The sequence below is a fragment of the Streptomyces flavochromogenes genome (genome assembly GCF_000717595.1).
GTDB classification, from domain to species: Bacteria; Actinomycetota; Actinomycetes; order Streptomycetales; family Streptomycetaceae; genus Streptomyces; species Streptomyces flavochromogenes.
This window is the reverse complement of record NZ_JNZO01000027.1, coordinates 146,275-163,021: the sequence shown is the minus strand read 5'-3', so window position 1 is coordinate 163,021 and position 16,747 is coordinate 146,275. Positions and strand designations below refer to the sequence as shown.

Here is a 16,747-nt window from a genome sequence, read left to right as displayed (position 1 = left end):
CCGACGCTCCTCACACCTCGTCGACGTGGGTGCCGGTCCGAGAGGACGGTCTGCTGGTGGCGAGCCAGGAGAGGGCGGCTTCCGCGGCGGATCCGGTGTCGACGGTGAGGTGGAGCCGTGTGCCGCCTCCGGGCAGGGGATAGCTGCGCTGTTCCGCGCCGGCGAAGGAGCATCGGATCACTTGGGCGACCGCGCGGGCGGCTTCGGGGGTGGCGGCGACGATACGGATCTCGGCGTGTCCGGTCGACGGGAGGGTCGCGGCGTCGGTGGAGTACAAGGCGCGTGGTCCCTTCGGAGGGCGGGCGAGAGGCCGGCGGGTGGGTTGTCCCGGGTGTCGGGTGCCCCACCCGCGGCCTTCGGTCGGAGGAATGGTCCGGGGTGGTCAGGGCCAGGTGCCCGTCACCTTGCGGCGGGCGGCCTGTTCCGTCGGCGTGGGGTGGCTGTGGCCGGGCGGCCGGCGAATGGCCGGGAAGGGTTCGCCGAAGTGATGGGCTGCGATGCGTTCGTCGTGCTGGGCGTTGAGCCGGTGGATGAGGCGTGTGCCGAGCGCGATCAGCAGGGCGATGACGGCGATCGTGATCAGGGTTTCCATGGGGTCACCTCCGCAGGTGCCTCGGCATGGGGATCATCCGCGCGCCGATGAGCGGGTGTCGCAGCGGCGCCGGGGCGGCCCCGCCGTCGGTGTCCCAGGCGTCCTCACTGCTTCGGGCGTCCCGCAGGCGGCGGCCGGTCGCGGCCTCGTCCGACATCAGGGCGCCGGCGGCCAGGACGCTGCCGGGGAGGGCGGCGGCGGTCATGAGCCGGGCGGCTGCGGCGGGTTCGGTCTCGGGCGGGATCACCAGGAGATCGCAGCGGCCGACGGTGTAGGAGAGCAGGATCATCTTGTCGGGATCCTGTTCGGTGAACCAGCCGACGTGCACGGTGTGCCCGGTGACGGCGACCTTGTGCGGGACGACGGGCCAGCGGGTGGGGTTCACCGCGACGCGCGTGATGCGTCCGAAGTGCTCCTCCAGCGCGTCGACCAGAGGCGGAAGTTCGACGGCCAGGTCATGCGAACGAGGCCACCAGGCACCGTCCAGGAGGCCGGCGAGGGTGGTCTTCGGCGTCAGCGAAAGGCGCGCCGAAAGCAGGGGTGCGACGGTGGTGGTCATGATCGCGGACCCGTCTCCGGGCCGCCCCTGCAGGGCGGCCCAGTGTCTTGATCGCCGGAAACGACGTCCGCGTGGGAGCGGGTGTTCGAGTTACTCCCGGTACTTTCAGCGTACTCCGCCCAGCGGTCGGACGAGCCACTCTGACCAGGTCATTTCCCACCGGGCGCGCCGCCCGGCCGAAGGCCGCGGGCATGACCGCGGGCCCGCGGAGGTGCGCGGTGTGACCACGCCGGTGTCCCGCCGGCCATCAGGCATCGGCGGCTCATCACCCGTGGCGACAACGACCACTTCGCCCTCCTGGTGGTGCCCCCTGCCATGACACCCGACGCGGCACGGGGCGCCTGGGCCCGTGCGGTCGGCGCCGGTAACGTCACCCAGGCCGCCGAGCCGCTTCACGGCACGCCCCTCCGTCACCCGCGCCACTCGACCAGGACCAGCGTGGCGTCGTCCGAAGTGGCGTTGCCCCGTGCCCGCTTGAGGGTCTGGGAGAGGTCCCGTACCACCGCGCGGACCTCTCGGTCCGCCCGCTCCAGTCGGTTCACCCAGTCGATCAGCTGGTCCTCGCCGAACTCCTCCTGTCCGCTCTCGTGTTCCTCGATCAACCCGTCGGTGAAGCAGAGGACGCGATCCCCCGCGTCGAGCATCACTTCGCTGATCTGCGGCTGTGCTCCTCCGAAGCCGACGGGCAGGGTCGTGGGACTGTCCAGGCGGCCTACGACGTGGTGGCTGCGGATCAGAAGGGGGGCGGGGTGCCCGGCGTTGACCCACTGGAGGCGGCCGGTGTTCGTGTCCAGCCGCATCATCTGCGCGGTCACGAAGTGGTCGGGTGCGAACTGCTCGGCCACGGCCCGGTCCATGAAGAGGTAGATCTCGGACAGCTCGATGCTGATCCGGCGGGCGTGCCGGTACGCGCCGATGGCCACGGTGGCCATCGTGGCCGCGTCCAGACCGTGACCCATGGCGTCGATCATGGCGAGGTGGAAGGTGTCCCCGTTCAGTGCGTAGTCGAAGCTGTCGCCCGCCACGTCGTAAGCCGGCTCCAGGACGCCGGCGACGGTGACGCGCGGCGTCACCATCGACAGGGGCGGCAGCAGCGACCACTGGATCTCGGCGGCGACGCTCATCGGTTCGCTGCGACGGGTGCGGAAGAAGAGGTCGGTGTAGCCGTTCTTGGTCTGCATCATGTCGGCGATCAGCCCGGCGATCCTGCGCAGCAGGCGGCGGTCGTCGTCATCGACGGCGTTCAGCGTGACGGCCAGAACGCCCGACTGGTCGCCCCCGTCCAGCAACGGCAGCAGGACCCGTACGCCGCCGGCCAGCACGATTTCGACCGGGCGCGAGGTGAGGAAACACCGGCCGGCCTCGGAGCCGTCGATGACCTGCGCGTCCCCGCCCGCCAGCCCTTCGCCCGGCAGGGGGACCAGCCGCTGCTGCCCGTAGTCCTGGAGCAGGATCTGAGGATCCCGTCCGCCCAGCCGCGCCACCGTGTCGGCGAGCACCGGCCCGACCAGATGTGGTGGCAGCTCATGGGCCCGGTCCAGGAGCCCGCCCAGCAACCCCTCTCCGAAGCTCTCCGAGCGATCAGGATCGGGCGATCCGACTGTCATCCCGCCCCCTTCCGCAGGGCGACGGACGGGCTGCGCAACGCCTTTACGCCGCTGCCCGGCGGGCACGGGAGCCAGGCCCGTTACCGGCGGTCTCGCCACCAGAATGCGCCTCGACGGCAGGGCGCGCCACACGAGTGCCGTCGAAGTCGGCCCGAGCACGCGCTGCCTGCTCGCGGCGCTCCTGGGCCTTCGGGGCTCAGCGGTACCGGCGTCAGGACAACGACGAAGCCCCAGGTCGCCGACCTCGTCACCCGCGATCAGCTCTGCGTCTCCTCACGGTGTGCAAGGGCGGCCGCATCGGGTATGACGAGCAGCTTGCCGGTGGTACGCCGAGCCTCCAGATCGCTGTGGGCCTGGGCGGCCTCGGACAATGCGTAGCGGCCCGTTACGGTGACCTCAAGCGCCTTGGAGCGCACCCACTCGAACACGTCGGCGGCCCGTCGGAGCAGTTCGGACCGATCGGCGATGAAGTGCCCGAGGCTGGGCCGGATCAGGGTCAGCGAACCGCCGTGGGCGAGCCGAATCGGATCAAACGGAGGCACGGCACCACTTGCCGCGCCGAAGAGCACGAGATGGCCGCGGGTTCGCAGGCTTGCGAGGCTCGCATCGAAGGTGTGCGCGCCGACGCCGTCGAAGACGACCGGCAGTCCCTGACCGCCGTTGAGCCGCCTCACCTCGGCTGCGAGATCGTCGACTGCGGAGGAGAGGATCACCTCGGCGGCCCCGGCACGCTTCGCCAGCTCGGCCTTCGCCGTGGTCGACGTCGTGCCGATCACCCTGCCGCCGAGATGGGTGATGAGCTGGGTCAAAAGCAGCCCCATGCCCCCCGCAGCCGCATGCACGAGCACCGTGTCGCCCCCCTGAACCGGGTAGGTGTCCTTGACGAGATAGTGCGCGGTCATGCCTTGGAGGAGCACGGCGGCGGCTGTCTCGAAGCCGATATCGTCGGGCAGCGGCACCAGCCGGGAGGAGTCCACGACGGCCCGCTCGGCATACGTGCCGGGAATCTCCACCCAACCGACCCGGTCCCCGACTGCGACGTCAGCGACGCCGGGTCCGACTTCGACGACCGTGCCGGCGCCCTCAGCGCCCGGGGTGAAGGGCAGCGGGAGGCTGTACCGGCCTTCGCGGTGGTAGACGTCGAGGAAGTTGACCCCGGATGCGGCGACCTCCACGATCGCCTCGCCCGGACCCGGCCGCGGCTGGTCCACCTCGGCCTCCCGCAGCACCTCGGGACCGCCCACTTCGTACACCTGAATCGCTCGCATGGCCCTCCAATATCGGCTCCTCCCCACCAACTTCGTTGATGGGAATCCCATTCCCGGCAGGCAGACCAGCCCGCCGCCCCCGCCGAGAGCTGAGACGCCTGCTTTGCACCCGGGTCTGGGACAGGACCTCGGCGCCTTACGCCAGGTCCGCGCCGACTACCGCGCCCACCAGTGACGCACCGCCCTCGGCCTGCCCGGCCCCGACGAACACCCGGAAGCCACCCTCCTCGTCGTCGCGCACTGGGCCTACGCCGGCCACGGCGCGACCCCCGGTGAGGCCGGCTCGCCGCCAACATCCACCGCGACATCCGGCAGAACCGCGAGATCGCCCGCGAAGAACCCATGGGGGAACGAGATGAGTGATCGGTACCTGTCCGTCGTCCAGGTCGCCGAACTGCTCGGCACCACCGAGCGGTTCCCCCGGCGCCTCGTCGCCGAGCGGCGCACCCGGTACGTGAAGGTCGGCACTCACGTGCGCATCCCGGAGAGCGCTGTTCAGGAGTACATCGCGGCCGACACCGTCGAGCCCGCCCGGGCCCGTACCGGCTCGCGCTGCGGGAGGGCTGCCTGATGGCCAACAGTCGTGGCCGACGAGGTCGGTTCGGAGCCACCGCAAGCTGCCCTCGGGCCGCTTCCAGGCGGGGTATCCAGGGACTGACGGTGTCTTGCGTCCGGCGCCCGGCACGTTCGCGACCACGAGGGACGCTGACGACCGGCTCGCCGAGAAGCAGACCGAGATCGATAAGGATGACTGGCGCGACCCGGACGCCCGGGCCGTGAACTTCGCCGAGTACGCGGTCCAGTGGGTCGAGGAACACGACCTGGAGGAGACCACCGATGAGCTGTACCGGCGACTGCTCCGGCTGCACCTTCTCCCCGCCTTCGAGGCCGCCGACCCGGACGAGAACACCCCTCCCCGCGTCCCGACCCGGCGGGCGGAACGACTCAAGGCGACGGGTTCGACGACCGTCGCGAAGCCCTACCGGCTGCGGGCCCGTAAGGCCGCCGGTCTTCCTGAGGGGTTCACCTTCTACGGCCTCCGGCACACCGGGCACAGGCTTTCGACCCAGTCCGGGGCCACGCTCTGGGGCACGATGGTGCCCGCCGGCCAGTCCAGAAGGCGGCCATGATCTATCAGCACTCGAACCTGGAGCGGCAGCGCGAGGTGGCTGCGGGGGGCGACGCCCGCGTCCAGACGCTCCGCTCCAAGGCATCTGGCACGGATCCGGCGCGCGAGCCGTGGACCGGTCTGGACAACACGAAAGCCCCGGGTCTCCGACCCGAGGCTTTGCTATGGAGCGGATGACGGGAATCGAACCCGCGCTATAAGCTTGGGAAGCTCATGTTCTACCATTAAACTACATCCGCACAGCGGCCCGGTGAACGGTGCCGCATCGTTGCACACTGTACCCCATGCGCCACTTGAGGCGAAGCTTGCGCCTTTTCGGGTGCGGAGTGCCGCCTGGAGGGTGTCCCGTTGATCCCCTAATGTGGCTTCCCGTCCACCACGTATGTAGGGGAAGGGACTTGATGGGTTCGATGGAGCGCACCGTCGTCCGTTGTGCCGAAGGGCATGTGTTCAGTACCGCTTCGTTCCCGCTGCAGCAGCTCGGGGCCGGGCGGATCGGGCCAGGGCGGCTCATCCGGTGTCCGCGCTGCGCGCGGCTGCGGCATGCGGTGCCGGTGGAGTCCGGACGGCGCTGACCGGTGCCCGGGGCGCGGGTGCCTGCCGATTGGGGCAGGTCCGCGCCCTCTGCGTATCGTGGGGGCGTGCTTCTCTCAGACAAGGACATCCGGGCCGAGATCGATGCCGGACGGGTGCGCATCGACCCGTACGACGAATCCATGGTGCAGCCCTCGAGCATCGACGTGAGGCTTGACCGCTTCTTCCGGGTGTTCGAGAACCACCGCTACCCCCACATCGACCCCGCCGTCGAGCAGCTCGACCTGACCCGTGAGGTCGAGCCCGAGGGTGACGAGGCGTTCATCCTCCACCCCGGCGAGTTCGTGCTCGCCTCGACCTACGAGGTCATCACCCTCCCGGACGACATCGCGTCGCGGCTCGAGGGGAAGAGCTCTCTCGGGCGGCTCGGGCTGGTGACGCACTCGACCGCCGGGTTCATCGACCCCGGTTTCTCCGGGCACGTGACCCTGGAGCTGTCGAACCTCGCCACCCTGCCGATCAAGCTCTGGCCCGGTATGAAGATCGGGCAGCTGTGCATGTTCCGGCTGAGCTCGCCCGCCGAGTTCCCGTACGGGAGCGAGCGGTACGGCTCCCGGTACCAGGGCCAGCGGGGGCCGACGGCCTCCCGCTCGTTCATGAACTTCCATCGGACCCAGGTGTGAGGCGGTCGCAGGCATGAGTGAGGTACGCGAGAACCTGACGTACGAGGGTTTCGGACGCGCCGTCCGTGAGCTGGCGCAGACGATCGCCGACGACGGCTACGAGCCCGACATCGTGCTCTCGATCGCCCGCGGCGGTGTCTTCGTCGCCGGCGGTCTGGCCTATGCCCTGGACTGCAAGAACATCCACCTCGTGAACGTGGAGTTCTACACCGGTGTGGGCACCACGCTGGAGATGCCGGTCATGCTGGCGCCCGTGCCGGACGCGATCGACTTCAGCGACAAGAAGGTGCTCATCACCGACGACGTCGCCGACACCGGCAAGACGCTCAAGCTCGTCCACGACTTCTGCGTCGACCATGTCGCCGAGGTCCGATCCGCCGTCATCTACGAGAAGTCCCACTCCCTCGTGAAGTGCGAGTACGTGTGGAAGAAGACCGACGAGTGGATCAACTTCCCCTGGTCGGTCGAGCCGCCCGTCGTCAAGCGCGAGGGCCAGGTCCTCGACGCCTGAGCCCACGGGACGTGACGCGAAGAGGCCCCCACCGCACCCGGTGGGGGCCTCTTCGCGTCACGAACCGTGTCGTCAGAGCGTGCCGAGCTTGATCAGGCTCAGCAGCGCCACCAGCTGGATCGCCGACGCGCCCAGCGCCTTCGGCCACGGCAGGTCGTGCGAGCGGCTCACCATCATCGTGAAGAGCGCCCCGGCCGCCAGCCAGGTCAGCCAGCCGATCACCTGGACCAGGCCGTTCTCACCGCCCAGGAAGAGCGCGAAGACGAGCCGCGGCGCGTCCGTGATCGACATGATCAGCATCGACAGGCCCACCGTCGGCTGCCACGCCCCGTCGCCGCCCAGCTGGCGTGCGAGCGTGTGCGTCACCGAGCCCAGGATCAGTCCGCCGACGACGAAGCCGAGGGCGGTCATCAGGACGTACGGGATCGCCGTCGACAGGGTCGCGTTGATCGCCTCGTCGCGCGCCTTGTCGAAGCCGAAGATCGCGAGCAGCCCGTAGAGGAAGGTGACGATCAGCGCCGGGCCCCACACGGCGTGGTCCCGCATCCGCAGGAACGTGTCCGCCGGGCGCAGCACGATGCCGCTCAGGAGCGCCTTCCACGGGAGCCGGGGGCCCGTCGGGACGGGTGCGGCGCCGGCGTGGTGGGTCGCGGCGTTGCCGTAGGGGTCGTCGACGCTGAACATCTGGGTGTGGCCCGGGTTGTTCGCCGTCGCCGCGTGCGGGTGCTGCGGCTGGCCGTACGGCTCGCCGAAGTACTCCGGCTCCCCGTAGGGCTGCCCCTGGTGCCCCTGCTGGGGCCCCTGGTGTCCCGGGTGCCCTTGGCGCCCCTGCGGTGGCTGCTGTTGCCACTGCTGCTGCGGGTACGGCGGCGGGGCCGCGTTGTACCCGTACGGCGCCTGCTGCGGTTGATTGTGCGGGGGGCGGTTGTCCCGGCCGCGTCCGTTCCTGAATCCAGCCACGTCGTCGAACGTACCCGCTTCCGCTGTGCGGGCGCTCCCCGGACCTGTCCTTGCCACTGAGCTGTGACATCCCCTAGGGGGTTGAGCGGACCCGCTGTGGGCCGTGACACGGTCGGTGGGCGGGCGTGCGGTCGCTGTTACAAATCCGACGTATCACCTCAATGTCGTACTCGTAGCTTCGGAGACGTCAGCGATCCGAGCAAGGAGCTCTCCGATGCGTGTCACCCGTCGTTCCGCCCGTACCGCCGCCGTCGCCACCGGGGCCGTCGCCGCCCTCCTCCTGCCGGCCGCCGGGGCCTTCGCCGCCGACGAGCCGGACCAGGGCCCGGACCCGGCGCCGACGTCGAGCGACCAGTCGGTCCTCTGGCGGAACGTCGACCTCGCCGACGGTTCGCTCGCCAAGGTCTACCAGGACGGCCCGGGCCGGTTCTCCGCCGAGATCTATGCCGGCGGGTCCCTGATCGACACCCTCACCAGCACCGACGGTCGGCCCGCGTACGGGCAGAACAACGGCCTCCACGTCGTCCTCCGGCCCGACGGCACCGTGCGCTCCTGGGTGGAGACCGCTCCCCGGCCGGACCCGGCCCCCGCCCCGAAGCCCGAGCCGGCCCCCAGGCCCGCCCCGCAGCAGAAGAAGGACACCGTGCGGCAGGCCGACGCCAAGGTCACCCTCCCCGACGGGAACGTCGCCCGGTTCTTCAAGAGCAAGACCTGGCCCCGCGTCGAGCTCACCCGGAAGAACGGCCGTTCCCTCGGCTCCCTCGACCTGAAGCACCCGACCGCGGCCCACCACGGCTGGACGTACAAGCTCGTCGACGCAGGCAGGCACACGTACAAGCTCGCCGCCATCGACACCCCCCGGCAGGGTGCCGACAGCCGGGTCTACGACTTCCAGGGCAAGCTCGTCGAGAAGTACGTCGCCCGGAAGGCCTGACGGAGCGAGGGAAGCCCGACGGAGCGAAAAAAGTGCCGCCCCGCGCTTCACGCGCGGGGCGGCACTCTCACATCGGGCTCAGGCGGCCGGTTCCGGCTCCGGCTCCTCGGCCGGCTCCGGCTCCGGGTCCACCGGGGTCTTCACCGATTCGAGGAGCAGCTGGGCCACGTCCACGACCGTGACGGACTCCTTGGCCTTGCCCTCGTTCTTCTTGCCGTTGACCGAGTCGGTCAGCATGACCAGGCAGAACGGGCAGGCGGTGGAGACGATGTCCGGGTTGAGGGACAGGGCCTCCTCGACGCGCTCGTTGTTGATGCGCTTGCCGATCCGCTCCTCCATCCACATCCGGGCACCGCCGGCGCCGCAGCAGAAGCCGCGCTCCTTGTGGCGGTGCATCTCCTGCTGGCGCAGGCCGGGGACGGCGGACATGATCTCGCGCGGCGGCGTGTAGACCTTGTTGTGACGGCCCAGGTAGCACGGGTCGTGGTAGGTGATCAGACCGTCGACCGGGGTCACCGGGACCAGCTTGCCCTCGTCGATGAGGTGCTGGAGCAGCTGGGTGTGGTGGATGACCTCGTACTCGCCGCCGAGCTGCGGGTACTCGTTGGCGATGGTGTTGAAGCAGTGCGGGCAGGTCGAGACGATCCGCTTCGCCGACTTCGGCTTCTTCGTCGACTCGTCCTCGTCGTCCTCGCCGAACGCCATGTTCAGCATGGCGACGTTCTCCTGGGCGAGCTGCTGGAACAGCGGCTCGTTGCCCAGGCGGCGGGGGGAGTCACCGGTGCACTTCTCGTCGCCGCCCATGATCGCGAACTTGACGCCCGCCATGTGCAGCAGCTCCGCGAAGGCCTTGGTGGTCTTCTTGGCCCGGTCCTCCAGGGCGCCGGCGCAGCCGACCCAGTAGAGGTAGTCGAACTCCGAGAGGTCCTCGACGTCCTTGCCGACGATCGGGACCTCGAAGTCGACCTCCTTGGTCCACTCGACGCGCTGCTTCTTCGCCAGGCCCCAGGGGTTGCCCTTCTTCTCCAGGTTCTTGAGCATCGTGCCGGCCTCCGAGGGGAAGGCGGACTCGATCATCACCTGGTAGCGGCGCATGTCGACGATGTGGTCGATGTGCTCGATGTCGACCGGGCACTGCTCGACGCAGGCGCCGCAGGTGGTGCAGGACCACAGGACGTCGGGGTCGATGACGCCGTTCTCCTCGGCGGTGCCGATGAGGGGGCGCTCGGCCTCGGCGATCGCCGAGGCGGGGACGTCCTTGAGCTGCTCCTCGGTGGCCTTCTCGTTGCCCTCCATGTCCTTGCCGCCGCCGGCGAGCAGGTACGGCGCCTTGGCGTGCGCGTGGTCGCGCAGCGACATGATGAGGAGCTTGGGGGAGAGGGGCTTGCCGGTGTTCCAGGCGGGGCACTGCGACTGGCAGCGGCCGCACTCGGTGCAGGTGGAGAAGTCGAGGATGCCCTTCCAGGAGAACTGCTCGACCTGGGAGACACCGAAGACGGCGTCCTCGGCCGGGTCCTCCCAGTCGATCTCCTTGCCCGCCGTCGTCATCGGCTGGAGCGCGCCCAGCGCGGTGGAGCCGTCGGCGTTCCGCTTGAACCAGATGTTCGGGAAGCCGAGGAAGCGGTGCCAGGCGACACCCATGTTCGTGTTGAGCGAGACCGTGATCATCCAGGTGAAGGACGTGACGATCTTGAGGCACGCGAAGAAGTAGGTGAGGTACTGGATCGTGCTCAGGTCCAGGCCGTCGAGCAGTGCGATCAGCGGGTACGAGGCGAAGAAGCCCGGCTCCCAGCCGGTGACGTGGTGCTGGACGCCCTCGAGGGCCCGCAGCGTCATGATGCAGACGCCGACGATCAGGATGACGGCCTCGACGAAGTACGCCTGGCCGGTCTTGGAGCCCGCGAAGCGGGACTTGCGGCCCGCCCTGGTCGGCTTGCTGAGCTGCCGGATCACGATGAGGGTCACGATGCCCAGGACCGTCATCAGGCCGAGGAACTCGGTGAAGATCTCGTACGGCAGCCAGTCGCCGATGATCGGGATCAGCCAGTCGGCCTGGAAGAGCTGGCCGAAGGCGTTGACGATCGTCAGGAGCAGCGAGAAGAAGCCCACCGCGACGAACCAGTGCGCGAAGCCGACGATGCCCCAGCGGTTCATCCGGGTGTGGCCGAGGAATTCCTTGACCAGGGTCACGGTGCGCTGGGTGGGGTCGCCGGTGCGGGTGCCGGCGGGCACGGGCTGCCCGAGGCGCACGAACCGGTAGATCTGCACGGTGGCACGACCGAACAGCGCGACGGCCACCACCGTGATGGCGATCGACACGATGATCGCGGCGAGTTGCATGAGGGGCTCCTCGGGCGGGCCTACTAAGCGGTAACTTATGGAGTCCGTGCTGAGATTACCCGTTCGGGGCCCCGTGCTGTAGCGGCGCTCGCGGTGATCTGTGTCGCTCAGGCAAACCTTGCCGCGCGACGCCTGCGGACTGCTGGAAGCGTACGCGCCAGGATCGCCAGATCCATCCCCAGCCAGTGGTGGTCCACATAGTGCAGGTCGAGCAGCTCGCGCTCCTCCCACGGCAGGTCCGAGCGTCCGCTGATCTGCCACGGGCCGGTGAGCCCGGGGCGCACGGAGAGCCGACGGCTTCCCTCGCCCGCGCACTCGCGGTGGCCCGGGGTCAGTGGACACGGTCCGACCAGCGACATCCGGCCGCCGACGACGTGCGCGAGGAGCGGCAGCGCGGCCAGCGGGCTCTTCGTGCGGAAGGTCAGCATGGTGAAGGGTTCTCCCCTCAAGCCTGCCACCGTGCGGCGGCGCAGCACGCCCCGGCCGGGGGTGGTCGAGCCGAGGGCGACCGAGAGGGCGACGGCGGCGAGCAGCGGGGACAGCATGGCCAGGAGGGCGAGCCCGCCCACGACGTCGAACGTGCGCTTGGCCGTCATTTCCGCACCCTTCCGAGCATTCCCCACACCCTTCCGAGCGGCGAATGAGAATCATGGGATATTCGTGGGATATGGCTGGTTTGCCCGACATGGGGCCATCGGACTCTCTCATGTGACACCTCGCCGGACCGGGGATCGACGCGCGCTCCCCTCCGTATGAGCGAGATAAAGGGCGAAGAGTTGAGTGCCCTCCACTCAGGTCTGTTGACGCAGTCGGCGTCGTCATGCATCCTTGAGTCAGATCCACTCAAGTACGTCAGCTGGAGGAATCGAAATGGCACGTGCGGTCGGCATCGACCTGGGCACGACTAACTCCGTCGTCAGCGTTCTGGAAGGCGGCGAGCCCACCGTCATCACCAACGCCGAGGGCGCCAGGACCACGCCGTCCGTCGTCGCCTTCGCGAAGAACGGCGAGGTGCTCGTCGGCGAGGTGGCCAAGCGTCAGGCCGTCACCAACGTCGACAGGACCATCCGGTCGGTCAAGCGCCACATGGGCACCGACTGGAAGATCGAGATCGACGGCAAGAACTTCAACCCGCAGCAGATGAGCGCCTTCATCCTGCAGAAGCTGAAGCGCGACGCCGAGGCCTACCTGGGCGAGAAGGTCGTCGACGCGGTCATCACCGTGCCGGCGTACTTCAACGACTCCGAGCGCCAGGCCACCAAGGAGGCCGGTGAGATCGCGGGCCTCAACGTCCTGCGCATCGTCAACGAGCCGACCGCGGCCGCTCTCGCGTACGGCCTCGACAAGGACGACCAGACGATCCTCGTCTTCGACCTCGGTGGCGGCACCTTCGACGTGTCCCTCCTGGAGATCGGCGACGGCGTCGTCGAGGTGAAGGCCACCAACGGTGACAACCACCTCGGTGGTGACGACTGGGACCAGCGCGTCGTCGACTACCTGGTGACGCAGTTCCAGAACGGCCACGGTGTGGACCTGGCCAAGGACAAGATGGCTCTCCAGCGTCTCCGCGAGGCCGCGGAGAAGGCGAAGATCGAGCTCTCGTCCTCGACCGAGACCTCCATCAACCTGCCGTACATCACGGCCTCCGCCGAGGGCCCGCTGCACCTGGACGAGAAGCTCACCCGAGCCCAGTTCCAGCAGCTGACCTCGGACCTGCTCGACCGCTGCAAGGTGCCGTTCCACAACGTCATCAAGGACGCGGGCATCAACCTCTCCGAGATCGACCACGTCGTTCTCGTCGGTGGTTCGACCCGTATGCCGGCCGTCGCCGAGCTCGTCAAGGAGCTGACCGGCGGTCAGGACGCCAACAAGGGCGTCAACCCGGACGAGGTCGTCGCCATCGGCGCCGCGCTCCAGGCCGGTGTCCTCAAGGGTGAGGTCAAGGACGTCCTGCTCCTCGACGTGACCCCGCTGTCCCTCGGTATCGAGACCAAGGGCGGCATCATGACCAAGCTCATCGAGCGCAACACCACGATCCCGACCAAGCGGTCCGAGATCTTCACGACGGCCGAGGACAACCAGCCGTCCGTGCAGATCCAGGTCTACCAGGGCGAGCGCGAGATCGCGGCGTACAACAAGAAGCTCGGCATGTTCGAGCTGACCGGTCTGCCGCCGGCCCCGCGTGGTGTCCCGCAGATCGAGGTCGCCTTCGACATCGACGCCAACGGCATCATGCACGTGACCGCGAAGGACCTCGGCACGGGCAAGGAGCAGAAGATGACCGTCACCGGTGGCTCCTCGCTGCCGAAGGACGAGGTCGACCGGATGCGCCAGGAGGCCGAGCAGTACGCGGACGAGGACCACCGTCGCCGCGAGGCCGCCGAGTCCCGCAACCAGGGCGAGCAGCTCGTCTACCAGACGGAGAAGTTCCTCAAGGACAACGAGGACAAGGTCCCCGGTGACGTCAAGGCCGAGGTCGAGGCCGCGCTCGTCGAGCTGAAGGACAAGCTCAAGGGCGAGGACACCGCCGAGATCCGCACCGCCACCGAGAAGGTCGCGGCCGTCTCCCAGAAGCTCGGCCAGGCGCTGTACGCCGACGCCCAGGGCGCGCAGGCCGCGGGCGGCGACGCCGGCCAGCAGGCCCAGGCTGACGACGACGTCGTCGACGCCGAGATCGTGGACGAGGACAAGCCGAAGGGCGGCGCTGCCTGATGTCGGAGGAGACCCCGGGCTTCGAGGAGAAGCCCGAAGTCCCCGCCGACGGCACGCCCGAGGAGACCGAGGCCGCTGCCTCCGCCGACAAGGCGGAGGGGGCGGCCCCGGCCGGGGACGCTACTGACGTAGCTCTGCTGGCGCAGCTGGACCAGGCCCGCAAGGCGCTCGAGGAGCGCACCGCGGACCTCCAGCGGCTCCAGGCCGAGTACCAGAACTACCGCCGCCGCGTGGAGCGGGACCGGGTCACGGTCAAGGAGATCGCCGTCGCGAGCCTCCTGAGCGACCTGCTCCCGGTGCTCGACGACGTCGGCCGGGCCCGGGACCACGGCGAGCTCGTGGGCGGGTTCAAGTCGGTGGCCGAATCGCTGGAGACCGTCGTCGCCAAGATGGGTCTGCAGCAGTTCGGCAAGGAGGGCGAGCCCTTCGACCCGACGATCCACGAGGCCCTGATGCACTCGTACGCGCCGGACGTCACCGAGACGACGTGCGTGGCGATCCTGCAGCCGGGGTACCGGATCGGCGAGCGGACCATCCGGCCCGCCCGCGTGGCCGTCGCCGAGCCCCAGCCGGGCGCGGCACCGGCCAAGGACGACGCGAAGTCGTCCACGGACGAGGAGAGCGGTGCCCCCGAGGAGGGGTAGCGCAACCGACCGCACAGCGGTGACAAACCCCGGAGCAGTCCGGAAGGAGGGACGTCGATGAGCACGAAGGACTTCGTCGAGAAGGACTACTACAAGGTTCTCGGCGTCCCCAAGGACGCCACCGAGGCGGAGATCAAGAAGGCGTACCGGAAGCTCGCCCGCGAGAACCACCCGGACGCCAACAAGAACGACGCCAAGGCCGAGGAGCGCTTCAAGGAGATCTCCGAGGCGAACGACATCCTCGGCGACCCCAAGAAGCGCAAGGAGTACGACGAGGCCCGCGCCCTCTTCGGGAACGGCGGCTTCCGGTCACCCGGCGGCCCCGGCGGCGGCTCGTTCAACTTCGACCTGGGTGACCTCTTCGGAGGCACCCAGGGCGCCGGCGCCGGCGGCGGCTTCGGCGGCGGTGGCGGCATCGGGGACGTCTTCGGCGGCCTGTTCAACCGCGGCGCGGGTGCGGGCACCCGTACCCAGCCGCGGCGCGGTCAGGACATCGAGTCCGAGGTGACGCTCAGCTTCACCGAGGCCATCGAGGGCGCGACCGTACCGCTGCGGATGTCCAGCCAGCAGCCGTGCACGGCGTGTTCGGGCACCGGCGACAAGAACGGCACCCCCCGGGTGTGCCCGACCTGCGTCGGCACCGGACAGGTCTCGCGCGGCAGCGGCGGCGGCTTCTCGCTCACCGACCCGTGCGTGGACTGCAAGGGCCGCGGCCTCATCGCCGAGAACCCCTGCGAGGTCTGCAAGGGCAGTGGCCGGGCCAAGTCCTCCCGCACCATGCAGGTCCGCATCCCGGCGGGTGTCTCCGACAACCAGAAGATCCGGCTGCGCGGCAAGGGAGCACCGGGGGAGCGTGGCGGGCAGAACGGCGATCTGTACGTCGTGGTCCACGTCGACACCCACCCGGTCTTCGGCCGCAAGGACGACAACCTCACCGTCACCGTGCCGGTCTCCTTCACGGAGGCGGCGCTCGGCGGCGAGATCAAGGTGCCGACCCTCGGCGGCCCCGCGGTCACCCTCAAGCTGCCCGCGGGCACTCCGAACGGCCGGACCATGCGCGCCCGGGGCAAGGGCGCGGTCCGCAAGGACGGCACGCGCGGCGACCTGCTCGTGACGGTCGAGGTCGCGGTGCCGAAGGAGCTGGACGACAAGGCACGTGACGCCCTGGAGACCTATCGCGAGGCGACCGCCTCCGAGGATCCGCGGGCGGAGCTGTTCCAGGCCGCGAAGGGAGCGTGACCCGGTGGACGGGCGCCGACGCAATCCGTACGAACTGACCGACGAGTCGCCGGTGTACGTCATCTCGGTGGCGGCCCAGCTCTCCGGTCTGCACCCGCAGACACTCCGTCAGTACGACCGTCTCGGTCTGGTCTCCCCGGACCGTACGGCGGGCCGTGGCCGGCGCTACTCGGCCCGTGACATCGAGCTGCTCCGTCAGGTGCAGCAGCTGTCGCAGGACGAGGGCATCAACCTGGCCGGGATCAAGCGCATCATCGAGCTGGAGAACCAGGTCGCGGCGCTGCAGAGCCGGATCGCCGAGCTGTCGGCGGCCGTCGACGGCGCGGCGGCGGCGATGCGGCAGCGCGAGGCGCAGGTGCACGCCTCGTACCGGCGCGATCTGGTGCCGTACCAGGACGTGCAGCAGGCGAGCGCGCTGGTGGTCTGGCGCCCGAAGCGCGGCGAGTAGTTCCCGAACCCGTGAGGCCCCTTCCACTCCGGTGGGAGGGGCTTCACGCGTGTACGGGGCTCTACGGGGGAGCCGGAGGGGTTTCCCGGGGGACTACGGGATGAGCTCCGCCGCGATGTCGCCGAGCGTCTCCCACCAGGGCGCGGCGCCCGTGCCGAACGCGGCGGCCAGGGCGGTGCCGACGGCGTGGTCCAGTGGGGTGGGGGCGGCGGCCGGGGCCCAGTCGGCGTCGACCCTGCCGTCCCCCGAGGACTCCAGGGTGCCGAGCGCCCTCCCGTTCCGGGTGAGCCGGCTGTCCTGGTGCGAGCAGGGGACGAGCCGGTAGCGGACGCCGTCGACGCGGACGTCCACGCGGTAGGAGCGGCGCAGCAGCCGTGCGCGGGCCGGTGTGACGACGGCGGGTTCCCCGTCCACCGTCAGCGCGAGCAGGGCGGGCTTGCGGGTGCCTATCGGCGTGTGGATGTCGGGGCGGGTCCCGGGGGCCCGTACGAGTTCCACGGTGGGCAGGCCGTGCCCGGAGACGCGGAGGGTTCCGGCGGGCCCGTCGAGGTCGATCTGTACGTACACGGTGGTGAGTTGTCCCGTTC

At 69.6% G+C, this 16,747-nt stretch carries 17 protein-coding genes, 1 tRNA gene and 2 pseudogenes; 10 read left to right on the top strand and 10 right to left on the bottom strand.

Going from position 1 to position 16,747, the window contains the following annotated elements; all coding sequences use genetic code 11:
- Positions 1-10 precede the first annotated feature (10 nt).
- The 5 genes from IF00_RS0130610 to IF00_RS0130590 form a co-directional block, all read right to left on the bottom strand.
- Positions 11-277 carry a hypothetical protein gene (locus IF00_RS0130610; RefSeq protein WP_030323634.1) on the bottom strand — a complete coding sequence of 89 codons (267 nt, stop codon included), beginning with the start codon at positions 275-277 and terminating at the stop codon, positions 11-13.
- 105 nt (positions 278-382) lie between these two features.
- Positions 383-592 (bottom strand): hypothetical protein, encoded by a 210-nt coding sequence (locus IF00_RS41660; RefSeq protein WP_037639349.1) that lies wholly within the window; start codon positions 590-592, stop codon positions 383-385.
- Positions 593-596: 4 nt separating this feature from the next.
- Positions 597-1,151: a DUF5994 family protein gene (locus IF00_RS0130600; RefSeq protein ID WP_030323633.1), complete on the bottom strand. Its 555-nt coding sequence runs from the start codon at positions 1,149-1,151 to the stop codon at positions 597-599.
- Positions 1,152-1,561: 410 nt separating this feature from the next.
- On the bottom strand, positions 1,562-2,758 hold the full coding sequence (locus IF00_RS0130595; RefSeq protein WP_030323631.1) for a PP2C family protein-serine/threonine phosphatase: 1,197 nt from the start codon (positions 2,756-2,758) through the stop codon (positions 1,562-1,564).
- A gap of 257 nt (positions 2,759-3,015) precedes the next feature.
- Positions 3,016-4,026 (bottom strand): quinone oxidoreductase family protein, encoded by a 1,011-nt coding sequence (locus tag IF00_RS0130590; RefSeq protein ID WP_030323629.1) that lies wholly within the window; start codon positions 4,024-4,026, stop codon positions 3,016-3,018.
- A 127-nt stretch (positions 4,027-4,153) separates the two neighbouring features.
- On the opposite strand from IF00_RS0130590, the pseudogene IF00_RS47170 reads away from it, so the two are divergent.
- The 3 genes and pseudogenes from IF00_RS47170 to IF00_RS48105 all read left to right on the top strand — a co-directional run.
- Positions 4,154-4,389, top strand: a pseudogene (locus tag IF00_RS47170) (replication initiation protein); the annotation flags it as partial.
- The gene (locus IF00_RS0130580) at positions 4,382-4,597 is read left to right on the top strand and encodes an excisionase family DNA-binding protein (RefSeq protein WP_030323622.1); all 216 of its coding nucleotides are present in this window, start codon (positions 4,382-4,384) and stop codon (positions 4,595-4,597) included. The pseudogene IF00_RS47170 and the gene IF00_RS0130580, both read left to right, overlap by 8 nt.
- A pseudogene (locus IF00_RS48105) lies at positions 4,597-5,332 on the top strand (hypothetical protein). The gene IF00_RS0130580 and the pseudogene IF00_RS48105 overlap by 1 nt, the downstream one beginning before the upstream one ends.
- On the opposite strand, the gene IF00_RS0130570 reads toward IF00_RS48105, so the two are convergent.
- A tRNA-Gly gene (locus IF00_RS0130570) sits at positions 5,321-5,394 on the bottom strand. The pseudogene IF00_RS48105 and the gene IF00_RS0130570 sit on opposite strands and share 12 nt — an antisense overlap.
- A gap of 402 nt (positions 5,395-5,796) precedes the next feature.
- On the opposite strand from IF00_RS0130570, the gene dcd reads away from it, so the two are divergent.
- Positions 5,797-6,372 (top strand): dCTP deaminase, encoded by a 576-nt coding sequence (gene dcd / locus IF00_RS0130565; RefSeq protein ID WP_017240230.1) that lies wholly within the window; start codon positions 5,797-5,799, stop codon positions 6,370-6,372.
- A gap of 13 nt (positions 6,373-6,385) precedes the next feature.
- Positions 6,386-6,883 carry a phosphoribosyltransferase gene (locus IF00_RS0130560; RefSeq protein ID WP_030323619.1) on the top strand — a complete coding sequence of 166 codons (498 nt, stop codon included), beginning with the start codon at positions 6,386-6,388 and terminating at the stop codon, positions 6,881-6,883.
- Positions 6,884-6,955: 72 nt separating this feature from the next.
- On the opposite strand, the gene IF00_RS0130555 is transcribed toward IF00_RS0130560, so the two are convergent.
- Positions 6,956-7,843, bottom strand: a complete 888-nt coding sequence (locus IF00_RS0130555) for a Yip1 family protein (protein WP_030323617.1) — start codon at positions 7,841-7,843, stop codon at positions 6,956-6,958.
- Positions 7,844-8,057: 214 nt separating this feature from the next.
- Here IF00_RS0130555 and IF00_RS0130550 point away from each other — a divergent pair, with 214 nt between their 5' ends.
- Complete coding sequence (locus tag IF00_RS0130550; RefSeq protein ID WP_030323615.1) at positions 8,058-8,777, top strand: hypothetical protein; 720 nt, start codon at positions 8,058-8,060, stop codon at positions 8,775-8,777.
- Between the two features lie 78 nt (positions 8,778-8,855).
- On the opposite strand, the gene IF00_RS0130545 is transcribed toward IF00_RS0130550, so the two are convergent.
- Positions 8,856-11,117 (bottom strand): (Fe-S)-binding protein, encoded by a 2,262-nt coding sequence (locus IF00_RS0130545; RefSeq protein ID WP_030323614.1) that lies wholly within the window; start codon positions 11,115-11,117, stop codon positions 8,856-8,858.
- A 107-nt stretch (positions 11,118-11,224) separates the two neighbouring features.
- A complete protein-coding gene (locus IF00_RS0130540; protein ID WP_030323613.1) occupies positions 11,225-11,713 on the bottom strand; it encodes a sugar transferase in 489 nt (162 codons plus the stop codon).
- A 274-nt stretch (positions 11,714-11,987) separates the two neighbouring features.
- On the opposite strand from IF00_RS0130540, the gene dnaK reads away from it, so the two are divergent.
- From dnaK to IF00_RS0130520, 4 genes are read left to right on the top strand one after another with little or no spacing between them, the layout of a single operon-like run.
- Complete coding sequence (gene dnaK / locus IF00_RS0130535) at positions 11,988-13,829, top strand: molecular chaperone DnaK (protein WP_030323612.1); 1,842 nt, start codon at positions 11,988-11,990, stop codon at positions 13,827-13,829.
- The gene (grpE, locus tag IF00_RS0130530) at positions 13,829-14,473 is read left to right on the top strand and encodes a nucleotide exchange factor GrpE (RefSeq protein WP_030323611.1); all 645 of its coding nucleotides are present in this window, start codon (positions 13,829-13,831) and stop codon (positions 14,471-14,473) included. The genes dnaK and grpE overlap by 1 nt, the downstream gene beginning before the upstream one ends.
- Before the next feature lie 57 nt (positions 14,474-14,530).
- Entirely contained in the window at positions 14,531-15,712 is a 1,182-nt protein-coding gene (gene dnaJ / locus IF00_RS0130525) for a molecular chaperone DnaJ (RefSeq protein WP_030323610.1), read from the top strand.
- Between the two features lie 4 nt (positions 15,713-15,716).
- The gene (locus IF00_RS0130520; RefSeq protein ID WP_015034631.1) at positions 15,717-16,160 is read left to right on the top strand and encodes a heat shock protein transcriptional repressor HspR; all 444 of its coding nucleotides are present in this window, start codon (positions 15,717-15,719) and stop codon (positions 16,158-16,160) included.
- A 93-nt stretch (positions 16,161-16,253) separates the two neighbouring features.
- Here the strand turns inward: IF00_RS0130520 and IF00_RS0130515 are convergent, their stop codons facing one another.
- Positions 16,254-16,727, bottom strand: a complete 474-nt coding sequence (locus IF00_RS0130515) for a hypothetical protein (protein WP_030323608.1) — start codon at positions 16,725-16,727, stop codon at positions 16,254-16,256.
- Positions 16,728-16,747: the final 20 nt, after the last annotated feature.